Below are 13,372 nucleotides of genomic sequence, written 5' to 3' on the forward strand. Positions count from 1 at the left end.
GCGTCACGGAAAGTGCCGCGGAGGGCGTCCGGGCCCTGCCGGGCGCCGGTCAGCGCGAGCGCTGGACGGCCCACTGGCGGATCTTGTCGATCCGCTCTTGGACCTGTTCGGCGGTCGCCTGGGCGATAGCCGGGCCGCCGCAGGCCCGGCGCAGCTCGGCGTGGATGACGCCGTGGGGCTGGCCGGTGCGGTGGTTCCAGGCCCCGACCAGGGTGTTGAGCTCGCGGCGCAGGTTGGCGATGAGCTCGTGCGGGGCGACCTGCGTCTCCTTGGGCTCGGGGGCGGCGCGCTTGGCCTTCAGCTGGTCGGACTGCCGTTTGCTCAGCAGCGTGCGCACCTGGTCGGGCTCCAGCAGGCCGGGCAGTCCGATGAAGTCCTCCTCCTCGGGGGAGCCCGGCTCCGCGCCGGTGCCGAACTCGCCTCCGTCGAACAGGACCCGGTCGAAGGTGGCGACCGCCTCAAGCGTCTCGAAGGGCAGCTCGTCACCGACGACGTCGGGGTTGTCCTTCTTGCGCTGGGCGTCGTCGAGCAGGAAGTCGTCCAGGCCGTCCTCCGGCGGCTTGCGGTCGAGCACGTGGTCGCGCTCGGCCTCCATCTCCCCGGCCAGGCCCATCAGGGTCGGCACCGAGGGCAGGAAGACCGAGGCCGTCTCCCCGCGCTTGCGCGCCCGCACGAAACGGCCGACGGCCTGGGCGAAGAACAGCGGGGTCGAGGTGCTCGTGGCGTAGACCCCGACCGCCAGGCGCGGGATGTCGACGCCTTCGGAGACCATCCGGACCGCGACCAGCCAGCGGTCCTGTGAGGCCGAGAACTGCTTGATCTTCTTGGACGCGTCGGGGTCGTCGGAGAGCACGACCGTGGCGCCCTCCCCGGTGATCGTGCGGATGTGCCTGGCGTAGGCGCGGGCCGTCTCGTGGTCGGTGGCGATGACCAGGCCTCCGGCGTCGGGGACGCCTCTGCGCACCTCGGTCAGCCGCCGGTCGGCGGCGTGCAGCACCTGCCGGATCCAGTCGCCCTTGGGGTCGAGGGCGGCCTTCCAGGCCTGGCCGAGCTGGTCCTTGGTGAGCGGCGTGCCCAGCGTCGCGGCGATCTCGTCGCCCGCGCGGGTCCGCCAGCGCATCTCCCCCGCGTAGGCAAGGAAGATCACCGGCCGGACGACGCCGTCGGCCAGGGCCGGCCCGTAGCCGTATGAGTAGTCGGAGACGCTGCGCCGTACGCCCTCGCCGTCCTCGGCGTAGGTGACGAACGGGATCGGGTTGACGTCGGACCTGAACGGCGTGCCCGTCAGGGCCAGGCGCCGGGTCGCGGGCTCGAACGCCTCGCGCACCCCGTCGCCCCAGGACTTCGCGTCACCCGCGTGGTGGATCTCGTCGAAGATGACCAGGGTCTTGCGCGCCTCGGTCCTGGCGCGGTGCAGCGCCGGGTGCATCGAGATCTGGGCGTAGGTGACGGCGACCCCGACGTAGTCGCGTGAGGTCGCGCCCTGGCTGTTCTTGAACTCCGGGTCGATGGCGATGCCGACCCTGGAGGCGGCGTCGGCCCACTGTTGCTTGAGATGCTCGGTGGGTGTGACGATCGTCACAGCCCGGATGAGCCCGCGCGACAGCAGCTCACTGGCGATGCGCAGCGCGAAGGTCGTCTTGCCCGCGCCGGGCGTGGCGACCGCGAGGAAGTCGCGCGGCTCACGCCTGAGGTACAGGTCAAGCGCCTCCTGCTGCCACGCGCGCAGCTTCGGCGCGGTGCCCCAGGCGGCACGGTCCGGAAACGAGGGGGACAGGTGGGAGGCGGCGAAGGTGCTCACAGTGTCATCAGAGTAATCGCCGCAACCGTCAGGCGTGCCGATCGGGCGAGATCCTCGCCGATAACGCCCCCGCGTGCTAGGCCCTGTTTTGTGGATCTTTCCGCCTACTGCGGTCGTCCAGGCGGCCCCCGCCGCGTTGTCGCCCCACCCCACGAAAACGCTCCGCAGGCTCCGCGTTTGCCGTGGGGGCCCGGGGAGAATCTGTCGCCCATAACTCCGTTATGAGCTCCTCCTCCGCCTTGCGGGGCATCCACCTGGACGATCCTCGCCACGGCGAAGATCCACAAAACAGGTCCTAGGCCCCTCCCATCCGGGTACGGCCCGCCCCACGGCCGCCGCCCGCCGCCCGCCACCAGGCCCTCACCGGCGCCGACGCCCGTTCCCCCACCCGCCGTCACGCCCTGACGCCTCCCCTGGGACCCCGGGGGAACACCCGAGGCCCGTGGGGGGCCCTTGCGGGCCGGAGTAGGGGCTAACGGAGCCCGGAGATCACCTTGTCGATCGCACCGCGCAGGGCGGGATCGTCGGGCTGGGCGACACCGACCACGACGACCGGTTCGCCGCCCTTCCCGGTGAGCAGGACCAGCCTGAGGTAGGCGGGCCGGTTGACGACGTCGTGGTACTCCGCGCGCAGGGAACGGCTCCGTCCGGTCCGCCCGTTCACGGTGACCGCCCGGTCGTCGACGACCTTGACCTCGTCGCCATGGAGCAGCAGCCTGCCGTACAGGTCGGCCAGACCGGCCGCGGTCTTGGCGGGGTCGTCTCCCGGCTCGGCGGGCCCGGTCATGACCGTCACCGCGCCGTCGCCGCCCGCGATGGAGGTGAACCCGGTGACCGGCGGCACCGCGCCGACCCGCCAGCCCGCGGGCAACGGGTACGTCACACCCGTGACGGGGTCGCTCACCACGGCGGGCCTGGTGGCGGCCTGGGCGTCCGAGGGGGCCTGCCACAGCAGCAGCGGGGGGAGCAGCACGGCGACGGCGAAGCCGACCGCGAGACCGGCCGCCGCCGCCACCGTCCCGAGGAGCAGGCGCCGCAGCCGCCCCGCCCTGCTGGGGGGAGGCGCCACGGGTGAGCCGTACCAGCGGGCCGAGGGCGGCAGCTCGTCCTGGGGGGAGTCGTCGTCGTTGAGCGGCCAGGGCCGGTGGGTCTCCCAGACCGACTCCTCCGGCCAGATCCCCTCCCCCTCCCGCCGTGCCCTGCCCAGGCGCCGGGCACGTCCACGCCTCCAGAACGCCCAGGGCCCGGCGGTCCGCCCCCGGAACTCCTCCGAGGTCCATCCCCGCAGGTCTCCGTCGTCGGTCTCCTCGGACACCCAGCCGCCACGTCCGCCGTCGACCGGCACGAGCACCGGCGTGGGCACCGTCTCGCTGTCCGCCGTCTCCGGGGTCTCGGCCGGTCTCGGCGCCTCTGGGGGCTCCGCCTCGTCCCGGTCCCAGAGCGAGGCCCGGTGCTGGGCGGGACGCGGACGCCTGTCCGGTGGCCATGTCCCCGGCGTCCCCGGCGTCCTCGGCGCCCCCGGCGCCCCGGACTCCCCCGGCGTTCCGCCCGTCTCCGCCACCGGTGACCACACCAGGTGGCCCTCGTCCCGGCCGTCGCGTGCCTTCTGTGAGACGTCGGGCTCGTGCGGCTCGGCGGGGGGCTCAAAGGTGGGGGCGGCGTGAGCCCGGGTCTCCTGGGCCGCGTAGGGAGCGCTTCCACGACGCGTGCGACGCGGCGTGTCCTGTGGCACGCGGGACGCGCCGGAGGCGTCCTCCCCCTCGGGGCGCTCCGGCGGCCACGCCTGGCGAGGTCGTTCGTCCACGACGCCTGCCTTCCCGGTGGTCACGGTTCTACCGTCCTACCATGCCCGTCCTTACCCGGTCCGGCTATAGATGATCGTCGTCAGCGGGAAAACGACCGGCTCAGGCGGCTTCCCGCATGCGGCCCGCGACGGCCACCCCCAGCAGCCCGACCGCCGCCATCAGGACGGCGATCGTGGTGTAGCCGGTGGCGATGTCGTCGTGGCCGATCACGTTGATCAGCACTCCGCCGAAGCCGATCGTCAGGGCGCTGCCGAGGGTGTCGACGACCTGGAGGGCGGCGGAGTTCGCGCCCTGCTCGGCGTCGGGAGACTGGCGCATGGCGGTGACGTTGACGCTGGTCATGGCGATGCCCATGCCGAACCCGGCGAGCACCCAGGCGGGCACGGTGATCCAGCCGGTCACCCCGGGCACCAGCGCGAGCAGGGTGAGCAGGACACCGGAGGTGACCGAGGCCGCGCCGAGCCGTACCAGGCGGGGGCGGTCGAACTCGCGCCTGGACTGCAGGTAGGAGCCGGTCGTCCAGCCGAGCGCGCCGATGGTGAGCGCCACTCCGCCCTCGATCACCGAGAAGCCGCGCACCTGGGTGAGCAGCAGCGGGATGAAGGAGTTGATCCCGAAGAAGGAGGCGGAGAGCACACCGCGCATCATCACCGTGGTCGACAGGCCCCGGCCGAACATGAGCGCCCGGCGCGGCAGCAGCCTGGGCAGGCCCGCGGCCAGCAGCGCCAGACCGGCCAGGGTGGCGGACCAGCCGACCCCCGGGTTCAGGTGCAGGAGGTCGACGCCGTACAGGAGCGCTCCGGCGCCCGCGGCGGTCGCCGAGGCCGCCAGGGTCATCGCCAGCGGCCTCGACCGCTCCCCGGAGGGCGCCGGAGCGACCCCCGCTTCCGTGTCCGGCCCGGCACCTGGTTCGGTTTCGGCCCCACGCGGGCGCAGCGCGGGCAGGAGCATCAGCAGGGCGGGGATCACCAGCGGCACGATGCCGTAGAAGACCCAGCGCCAGCCGAGCGTCGCGGCGACGAGCCCGCCGAGGCCGGGGCCGACCAGCGCGGGCAGCACCCAGGCGGCCGACAGGGCGGCGAAGACCTTGGGTCTGGCCTCGGGCACGTACACCCGCGCGATCATCACGTAGACCGCCACGATGACCGCCCCGCCGCCGAGGCCCTGCACGGCCCGTGCCGCGATGAACAACTCCTTCGACCCGGCGGCGCCCGCCATCGCCATGCCGGTCACGAACAGGCCGACCCCGAGCAGGAAGGGCCAGGCGTGCCCTCTGCGGTCGGACCAGAGCCCGGCGACGACGTTGGCGAAAAGGCCCGCGATGAGGAAGGCCGAGAAGCTCATGCCGTACAGGTCGAGCGCGTCGAGGTCCTCGGACACCGCGGGCATCACGGCACCGACGGACATGCCTTCGAAGGCGATCAGGGTGACGACGAGCAGGATCCCGAGGGAGGCCGTGCGGTATTCCGGACCGAAGATCCGGGGGGACTGGTATGGAGCGTAGAGGGTCTTCGGTACTGTCACCCGTTAAGGGTAGTGGCCGCCTCCCGACTGCGGTAAAGGGCCCATATTTCATGCATTCTGCCCGCTTGTCCGGTGGTGAACTCGGACATACAGCGATCCTGGGCGTAGTCCATGAAGTTGTGGATCGGGTCGGAACCGCCACCCTTGCAGGTGTCCTTGGCCGCCGGGCAGCCCTCGGTCGGCTGAGCCTCCGGCGGGGTGTCGTCGACCGCGTCTCCGGGCGACTCGCAGCCGTTCTCGAAGGTGTGCAGCAGGCCCAGCCAGTGGCCGATCTCGTGGACGGCGGTGAACCCCCGGTCGAAGTTCCGCAGCGACCCGCCGGGCAGCGTCCGCCAGTCGACGACCACACCGTCGAGCTGGGGCTCGTTGCGGTACCAGTGGGGGTAGGTCGAGTAGCCGAGCACGAGCTGGCCGAGCTGGGCGATGTAAAGGTTGAGGGTCTCCGGGCCACCCCGGCGCATCTGCTTGAGCGGCCGTTCGTAGGTGAGCGGACCGCGGAACCAGGCCGTGTTCTCTGTCCTGGTGATCCCGTCGAGCCGGAAGCGGACCCCGGTGTCCACGCCGCCGTAGCGGCCTCCGTAGGCGGAGTTGAGGGCGGCGATCTGCGCGCGCACCGCGTCGTCCTGCGCCCCGAGGACACCCTCGGTGACGACGTGCGCCCAGGTGGGGACGGTGATGGTGGCCGTCGGGACGCGTCGCGCCCGCGACCGGCGCAGCGCGAGGTCGGCGAGCATCTCGGCGACCTGCGCGGGCCGTGGGGCGTACGGTTCTGAGCCCCTGCCGGGGAGCGCTCCCCGCGCGCCCGCCGTACAGCCTCGTCCGCTCACGGCGGCCGCCGTGGCGGGGAGTCCGGGCAGGGCGCCCACGGTGAACAGGCACGCCGAGACGACGGCGATCGCACGCCGAGCCATGCACTCCCCCGAGATGTCACGTTCGCTGGCCGTCAACCGCCAGGCGGTGACATCCCGACCGTAGCCTCATCGGCGGCGATCACCCGTCAGCAACACTCATTCCTTGCCGCTGTCGTCCTCGCCCTTCGGGAGTCCTTCGTAGATCTCCTTGCACTCGGGGCAGACCGGGAACTTCTGCGGGTCCCGGTTCGGCACCCAGACCTTGCCACAGATCGCGCGCACCGGGGTGCCGGTGAACGCGCTCTCCATGATCTTGTCTTTCTCGACGTAGTGGGCGAACCGCTCGTGGTCGCCGTCACCGAACGAGAGGTCGGGACGGATGTCGCTCTCAGGGAGAATTTTCGTGCTCACCCTGACGATTTTATGCCCGCGGGGCCGCGATCCCGGATCCGGCGCACACCGTTTCTCCACCGACCCCGCCAGGGACGGGTACGGCTCCCGCCGGCAAGGGCGGGAGCCGTCGCAGGGATCACCCCATGTGGATGGGGGCGTCCTCGCTCTTGCGGCCCGCCTTGACGAACAGCGCGAGCACGGCGGCCAGCACCGCGACGCCCGTGCTGACGGTGAAACCCAGGTGCATGCCGTCCAGGAAGGACAGGTGGGAGACCTTGCCGATGGCCTGCACGAGCGGCTCGGGCACGCCCGGCATCATCTGGGCGGTCGGCGCCCCGCCGAAGGTGGCGAGTTCCTGCAGCCCGTCCACCTGCTGCGGAGGCAGTGCGGGGAGCTTGGCCTGCGCCCAGTGGTCCTGGTAGACGCCGGCGACCCTGGCCGAGACGATCGCACCGAGGATGGCGGTGCCGAGCGCTCCGCCCACCTGCATGGCCGACTGCTGGACTCCGCCCGCGACGCCGCTGAGGTCCTCCGGGGCGTTGCCGACGATGATCTCGGTCGCGCCGACGAAGACCGGCGAGAGGCCGAAGGCGAGCAGGGCGAACGGGATGCCGCTGTCGATGAACGCCGCGTCGAGGCTGAGCCGGGACAGCAGGAACATCGCCAGCCCGGTGATCAGCATGCCGCCCGTGATCGTGATCTTGGTGCCGAACCTGCCGATGAGCACGGCGGCCAGCGGTGAGGCGACGATCATGCCCGCGCTCATCGGCAGCATCCGCAGACCCGACTCCAGGGGCGAGAGGCCGTGCACGCCCTGGAAGAAGAACGTGAGGAAGAACATCGCGCCGAACATGGAGAACGCGACCAGCATCATCAGGCCGGTGCCGATGGAGACCGAGGCGTTGGCGAAGAGGCTGAGCGGCAGGAGCGGCTCCGACGAGCGGGTCTGCCACCACAGGAACACCCCGCCGACCACCACGGCCGCGGCCAGGAAGCCGATCGTGCGCGCGTCGCCCCAGCCCCAGGTGGGAGCCTGGATGATCGCCCAGACCAGGGAGAACATCGCGACCGACAACAGCAGGACGCCCAGCCAGTCGACCCTGGACAGGGTCCGCGCCCGGCTCTCGGTCAGCACCCACAGGCCCATGGCCAGGGCGGCGATGCCCACGGGGACGTTGATGAAGAAGACCGACTGCCAGCTGACGTTCTCGACCAGCAGGCCGCCGACGATCGGGCCCGCGGCGCTGGACAGGCCGATGATGCCGCCCCAGGCACCCATCGCCGTCTTCAGCCGCTCGCCGGGGAAGGCGACCCGCAGCAGCGCGAGGGCGGCGGGCTGCAGCAGCGCGCCGAACAGGCCCTGGAGCACGCGCAGCCCGATCAGCATGCCGACCGAGGAGCTGAGGCCGATCGCGAGCGAGCTGAGCGCGAAGCCCGCGACGCCGATCAGGAAAATTCGCTTGTGTCCGAACAGGTCACCGAGCTTCCCCGCGGTGATCAGGAACACGGCGAGCGCGAGCAGGTAACCGCTGGTCACCCACTGCAGGTCGGACAGAGATGCCTTGAGGTCCTGGGCGATCACCGGGTTGGCGATGGAGACGACGGTGCCGTCCAGCATCACCATGATCACGCCGAGCGACACGGACAGAAGTGTGAGCCATGGGTGGCCCTGTCGCGTCGTGCCCAGGTCCGACGGTGGTGGTGCGGCCACCGTCTTGGCTTGTGCCATGGGAAGGGGTCCCCTCGTGAGTTCGCTTCGCCCCGCTTATGTCGATTGAGGCGTCAACACCCGGTAATTTATGACAGTCGCTGACAAGTGACAAATCCTTTGAAGAGGCAGCCCATGACTTATGGCAGACTGTGAACGATACGTTTCGGAGAGGTGACACGCATGGGTCAGCACGGCCTGCGCGAGCGCAAGAAGCACAGGACCAGGCTCGCGTTGATCGACGCCGCCCTTGACCTGTTCGCCGAGCAGGGCTACGAGGCAACGACCGTCGACCAGATCGCGGCCGCGGCGGACGTCTCGCCTCGCACGTTCTTCCGCTACTTCGCGACCAAGGAGGACGTCGCCCTCTCGCTGCCTCTCGACGGCCAGGAGGTCATGCTCGCCGAACTGGCCGCCCGCCCGTCCGAGGAGCCGCCGTTCACCGCCCTCGGTCACGCCATGCGCGCGGTCGTCGCCATGCTAGAGGAGTCCGATCCGACCGAGACGGCCAGGTTCCTCAAGGCGCGTGAGCTGATCGAGAGCACCCCCGCCCTCCTCGCCGGGAGCATGCACCGCCTGATGGGCAACGAGCGGCGGCTGATCGAGGAGGTCGCCAGGCGCGAGGGCGTCGGCGACGACGACCTGCTGACGCACTTCGCCGTCGCGCTGTTCGTCTCGGTGGCCAGGACGGGCTTCGAGCACTGCCGGGTGAACGACGTCTCCATCACCGGCTCCATCAGCGCGCGCCTCGACGCGGTGCTCGCGATGGCCGAGGAATCACTGCGTCCCGGCTGGGACCGACCGCCGACCCGCCCCGTTCTGCCCGGTCAGTTCATCGAGGGGTCGTCGGGGCAGGTCGCCACGTAGGCCAGTTCGTCGCGCTGACGACGGAGCACCGCCCGCCACAGCGATCCGGGGTCGTGGTGGAAGGTGTCGCCGGGTTCTGAGTCCACGACGTACCACGCCCCCTGGCCGATCTCGGCTTCGAGCTGCCCGGCCGACCACCCCGCGTAACCCGCGAAGATCCGCATCTGTGCGATCTCCCCGGCGAGGATCTCCGGAGGGGCGTCCAGGTCGACGGTCCCGATCCTGGAGACCGCGTCGGTTCCCGAGTGCAACCGCCGCCACCCCAGGGGCTCCTGCCCGCTCGGGACCGCGGCCAGGGCCAGGGCACTGTCGGTCTGCACCGGCCCTCCCTGGAAGAGCACCGACGGGCCGGTCACCATGGGGTCCCAGGTGGGCAGCACCTGTGTCACCGAGATGTCACTCGGCCGGTTGAGCACCACGCCGAGCGTGCCGCCGTCGAGGTCGTGCTCCAGGACGAGGACCACGCTCCGCCGGAAGTTGGGGTCGTCGAGCCGCGGCGTCGCCACCAGCAGGCCACCGACGTAGATCGCCTCCGCCATGTCTCCATCATGAAGGGTCAAAGGCGGATCTCGCTGCGCTACCCCCACTCCAGATCTTCCAGATATCACCCTGCGTTACGCAAAGCAGCTAAACGGGAACCCTCAGTACATACACCAATAAATGGGGGAGAAATGCGACAGGATGGCGAGGCGACGATCACCCCCGTGGCGTTCTTCGCGCTGGTCTTCCTCTTCGTCGCGGGCACCCTCCCCACACAAGGCACCGGCGAGCCGCACCGGACGGGGGCGCCCCTCACGGGACACGGCGTCAGGGCGCCGAGCGCCGGACACCAGAGGGCACGACCGGGGCGCAGGACCTCGCGGTCCCTGTCCGTTCTCGGTGCGCCGCGTCCCTGGGAGACGGGCCCGCTCGCCGGAGTCGAACCCGCCGCCGGGCTGCCCTCCTGGGCCGCGACCGCCGCAGGCGTGACGCTCACCGGCGGTGCGCTGTGGTGGTACGGCGTGCTGTGGCCACGCCGTACCCCGTCACAGCCGATCGGCCCCGGACACCCGCCGGACGGCCGCCGCCGTCCCGGGCGCAGGCTCTGAGTGCTACGCCTCGGTCATGCCGGTGCGCGCCCTGCCACCCGCCGACTCGCGCACGGCGGCGGCGACGGCGCCCGCGACGTCGGCGTGGAACACGCTGGGAATGATGTAGTTGGGGCCGAGCTCCTCGGCGGTGACCACGGCCGCCAGCGCCCGAGCCGCCGCCAGCAGCATCTCCTGGCTCACCACGCTGGCCTGCGCGTCGAGCAGACCGCGGAAGACACCGGGGAAGGCCAGCACGTTGTTGATCTGGTTCGGGTAGTCCGAACGACCGGTGGCGACCACGGCCGCGTGCTCGCGGGCGTCGTCGGGCGAGACCTCGGGCTCGGGGTTGGCCAGCGCGAAGACCACCGCTCCGTCGGCCATCGTCGCGATGTCGTCGCCGGTGAGGATGCCGGGGGCGGAGACGCCGACGAACACGTCGGCCCCCTTGATCGCGCCCCGCAGGTCACCGGCGTAGCCCTCGGCGTTGGTGTGCTCGGCGATCCAGCGCAGCGAGTCGTCGAGGTCCTCCCTGCCGCTGTGCACCGCGCCCAGGTAGTCGCAGACGACCACGTTGCGGGCACCGGCCGCCAGCAGCAGGCGCAGCACCGCCGTACCGGCCGCCCCGGCGCCGGCCAGCGTGATGCGGACCTCGCCGAGCTCCTTGCCGACCACGCGCAGCGCGTTGGTGAGCGCGGCCAGCACGCAGATCGCGGTGCCGTGCTGGTCGTCGTGGAAGACCGGGATGTCCAGCAGCTCCCGCAGCCGCCGCTCGACCTCGAAGCAGCGCGGCGCGGAGATGTCCTCCAGGTTGATGCCGCCGAAGCCGGGGGCGATGACCTGGACGGTGCGGACGATCTCGTCGACGTCCTGGGTGTCGAGACAGATCGGCCAGGCGTCGATGTCGGCGAAGCGCTTGAAGAGAGCGGCCTTGCCCTCCATGACGGGCAGCGCGGCGGCGGGGCCGATGTTGCCCAGACCGAGCACCGCGGAGCCGTCGGTGACCACGGCGACGGTGTTCCGCTTGATGGTCAGCCGCCTGGCGTCCTCCGGGTTGCGCGCGATGGCCATGGAGACCCGGGCGACGCCGGGCGTGTAGGCCATGGACAGCTCGTCACGGTTGCGCAGCGGCACCTTGGAGCGCATCTCGATCTTGCCGCCGAGGTGCATGAGGAAGGTCCGGTCGGAGACCTTGTGGAGGACGACTCCCTCCACGGCGTCCAGCTTGTCGACGATGGCCTGGGCGTGGTCGGTGTCACGTGCGGCGCAGGTGACGTCGATGCGCAGGGTCTCGTGCCCGGCGGTGGTGACGTCGAGTGCGGTGACCACCCCTCCGGCTGACTCTACGGCGTGGGTGAGCTGGCTGACGGCCTTGCCCCCTGCGGGCACCTCAAGGCGCACGGTGATGGAGTAGGACACGCTCGGCACGGTCGCCACAGTCATTCGCTCCTTCGCGACAGGACTGGTTGGAGTCCCTCCATCGTGCCACCAACGGACCGGTGTCCGTACCGGGTCGCTCAGCTCAGAGCTGTCGATGCGGTCACAATCAGCTCCACGCACGTGTCGACCGGGATGCTCGTGCTGTCCAGCACGAGGTGGTAGAGGGTCGGGCAGGCCGCGTCCGCGCGGTAGAAGTGACGGACGTAGGCGGCCCGCGCCCGGTCGTTGTCCTCGATGATCCGGCGCGCCTGACGCTCGGTCACCCCGCTCAGGGTCGCCGTCTGGACGACCCTGCGGGTCAGCGGCGCGTCCAGCCGTACGTGCAGGGCGCCGGGGTGGTCGGCCAGCACGAGCGCGCCCGCCCTGCCGAGGAACACCCCGCCCTGCTCCCCGGCGATCTGTCTGATCACCCGTTCGGTGTGGGCGACGAAGTCCTCGGCGGGCAGCGGCATGACGCCGGGGATGTACATGTCGATGCCGCCGAAGCTCGCCGCGGGCAGCCGCATCGCCCCGGCCAGCAGCCGGGCCAGCCCGTGCTCGGCCCGGTCGTCGTGCGCCAGGACGTCCTCCAGGCTGCAGCCGAGCTCGACGGCGACCGTGCCGGGGATCGCCCGGTCGAGGAAGGGGACTCCGAGACGCCCGGCGACCGCCGGTCCGATAACGCTTCCGGCGGTGCCGTACGTCGCGGAGATGGTGACGACCCGCATGACCTGTTCATGCCCGGAAACCGGGGGCGTCCATACCCGTGGGCCGGCGCTTTTACGGGCGGACCCTTATCCGGGGCGTCCCGGCCCTCCCGGCGCGGGTGGCGGACACACACGCGGCGCCCGGGAGGCCTCGGACGGGTCAGAACAGGGCGCTGGCCAGGTTCCTGCGGGCCTTGCCCACGGAGGGGTCGTCCGCGGGAAGGGTCTCGAACAGGCTGAGCAGGCGGGTCCTGACCCGGTCTCGGTCGTCGCCCGAGGTGCGCCGCACGACCGCGACGAGCCGTTCGAAGGCCTGGTCCACGTCGCCGGAGAGCATCTCGAAGTCGGCGGCCAGGAGCTGGGCGTCGAGGTCGGCGGGGTCGGACAGGCGGCCCTGCACCTCGGCGGGGTCGACGTCCTGGGTACGCCGGATCAGGCCGAGACCCGCCAGGCCGATCTTGGCGTCCTCGTTGTTCGGGGAGCGCGCCAGCAGCCGCTCGTAGGCGGCGACCGCGGCGTCGAGGTCACCGGCGTCGATGGCCTGCTCGGCGGCGAGAACGTCCGGGTCGGTGGGAGGCTCGGCGGGCTGCTCCTGCGCCTGCCCGCCCTCGGGGACCGGGGGGAGATACTGCGCGAGGGCCTCAAGGAGCTGCGAGAGCCAGTCGCGCAGCTGCGCCTCCGTCGCGATGCCCGGGACGACGGCGACCGGCTGGCCCTGGAAGAGGGCGTAGAGCGCCGGCACGTTCTGCACCCGCAGTGCCTGGGCGATCTGCGGGCTGACCTCGACGTCCACTCTGGCCAGGGTCCACCGGCCCGCGTTCTCCGCGGCCAGTTTCTCCAGCAGCAGGCTGTACTCCCTGGCCTGTTCCGCCCTGGTCACCGTGAGCTCCAGCAGCACGAGGCTGTTCATGGAGCGTTCGACGACCTCCTGCGTGAAGTTGGTGTCGTCCACGTCGACGACCGGAGCCGGTACTCCGCCGGTCTCCTGGGCGGTGGCCTCCCGGCGCGCCTGCGCGTCGAGCGCCTGCTTGCGCGCGCCGAGATCGACGGCACCGTAGAGCGATCCTGCTCGTTTGAAGTCCGCTGGGCTCATACTCCAATCCTGCCGCATCCGGGCGGCTGCGCCGACTCGGCACCACGCCGGGACGCCTTCCGGAGGACAGGCCGGGGCCGGGCGGACGCGCCCACCGGACCCCCCGCGCCGTAGGGAGGCAGGTGGGCTGTCTCGCC

General features: G+C 71.4%; 12 protein-coding genes. 2 read left to right on the forward strand and 10 right to left on the reverse strand.

The features are described from left to right. Window positions 1-49: 49 nt before the first annotated feature. From ABT340_RS06280 to ABT340_RS06305, 6 genes are all read right to left on the reverse strand, one after another. Window positions 50-1,801 carry a DEAD/DEAH box helicase gene (locus ABT340_RS06280; RefSeq protein WP_352009611.1) on the reverse strand — a complete coding sequence of 584 codons (1,752 nt, stop codon included), beginning with the start codon at window positions 1,799-1,801 and terminating at the stop codon, window positions 50-52. 472 nt (window positions 1,802-2,273) lie between these two features. Continuing rightward, the gene (locus ABT340_RS06285) at window positions 2,274-3,629 is read right to left on the reverse strand and encodes a hypothetical protein (RefSeq protein ID WP_352009612.1); all 1,356 of its coding nucleotides are present in this window, start codon (window positions 3,627-3,629) and stop codon (window positions 2,274-2,276) included. Window positions 3,630-3,705: 76 nt separating this feature from the next. After that, the gene (locus ABT340_RS06290) at window positions 3,706-5,130 is read right to left on the reverse strand and encodes an MFS transporter (protein WP_352009613.1); all 1,425 of its coding nucleotides are present in this window, start codon (window positions 5,128-5,130) and stop codon (window positions 3,706-3,708) included. Next, entirely contained in the window at window positions 5,127-6,041 is a 915-nt protein-coding gene (locus tag ABT340_RS06295; protein WP_352009614.1) for a zinc metalloprotease, read from the reverse strand. The genes ABT340_RS06290 and ABT340_RS06295 overlap by 4 nt, the downstream gene beginning before the upstream one ends. 96 nt (window positions 6,042-6,137) lie before the next feature. After that, on the reverse strand, window positions 6,138-6,392 hold the full coding sequence (locus ABT340_RS06300; RefSeq protein ID WP_352009615.1) for a DUF3039 domain-containing protein: 255 nt from the start codon (window positions 6,390-6,392) through the stop codon (window positions 6,138-6,140). A 118-nt stretch (window positions 6,393-6,510) separates the two neighbouring features. Beyond that, on the reverse strand, window positions 6,511-8,103 hold the full coding sequence (locus ABT340_RS06305; protein ID WP_502992436.1) for an MFS transporter: 1,593 nt from the start codon (window positions 8,101-8,103) through the stop codon (window positions 6,511-6,513). 162 nt (window positions 8,104-8,265) lie between these two features. Between ABT340_RS06305 and ABT340_RS06310 the strand changes: the two genes are divergently transcribed. Further along, window positions 8,266-8,949 carry a TetR family transcriptional regulator gene (locus ABT340_RS06310; RefSeq protein ID WP_352009617.1) on the forward strand — a complete coding sequence of 228 codons (684 nt, stop codon included), beginning with the start codon at window positions 8,266-8,268 and terminating at the stop codon, window positions 8,947-8,949. Here ABT340_RS06310 and ABT340_RS06315 read toward each other — a convergent pair. Then, window positions 8,910-9,488: a YqgE/AlgH family protein gene (locus ABT340_RS06315; protein ID WP_352009618.1), complete on the reverse strand. Its 579-nt coding sequence runs from the start codon at window positions 9,486-9,488 to the stop codon at window positions 8,910-8,912. The two genes, ABT340_RS06310 and ABT340_RS06315, sit on opposite strands and share 40 nt — an antisense overlap. Before the next feature lie 132 nt (window positions 9,489-9,620). Between ABT340_RS06315 and ABT340_RS06320 the strand changes: the two genes are divergently transcribed. After that, window positions 9,621-10,037 carry a hypothetical protein gene (locus ABT340_RS06320; RefSeq protein ID WP_352009619.1) on the forward strand — a complete coding sequence of 139 codons (417 nt, stop codon included), beginning with the start codon at window positions 9,621-9,623 and terminating at the stop codon, window positions 10,035-10,037. A 3-nt stretch (window positions 10,038-10,040) separates the two neighbouring features. Here ABT340_RS06320 and ABT340_RS06325 read toward each other — a convergent pair whose 3' ends face one another. From ABT340_RS06325 to ABT340_RS06335, 3 genes are all read right to left on the reverse strand, one after another. Further along, window positions 10,041-11,453: an NAD-dependent malic enzyme gene (locus ABT340_RS06325; protein WP_352010159.1), complete on the reverse strand. Its 1,413-nt coding sequence runs from the start codon at window positions 11,451-11,453 to the stop codon at window positions 10,041-10,043. An 80-nt stretch (window positions 11,454-11,533) separates the two neighbouring features. Next, window positions 11,534-12,163 (reverse strand): cytidylate kinase-like family protein, encoded by a 630-nt coding sequence (locus tag ABT340_RS06330; RefSeq protein WP_352009620.1) that lies wholly within the window; start codon window positions 12,161-12,163, stop codon window positions 11,534-11,536. 139 nt (window positions 12,164-12,302) lie between these two features. Continuing rightward, on the reverse strand, window positions 12,303-13,235 hold the full coding sequence (locus ABT340_RS06335; protein WP_352009621.1) for a tetratricopeptide repeat protein: 933 nt from the start codon (window positions 13,233-13,235) through the stop codon (window positions 12,303-12,305). Window positions 13,236-13,372 lie beyond the last annotated feature (137 nt).

Origin of the sequence: Streptosporangium sp. NPDC000239 (genome assembly GCF_040300765.1) — a bacterium.
Classification (GTDB): domain Bacteria; phylum Actinomycetota; class Actinomycetes; order Streptosporangiales; family Streptosporangiaceae; genus Streptosporangium.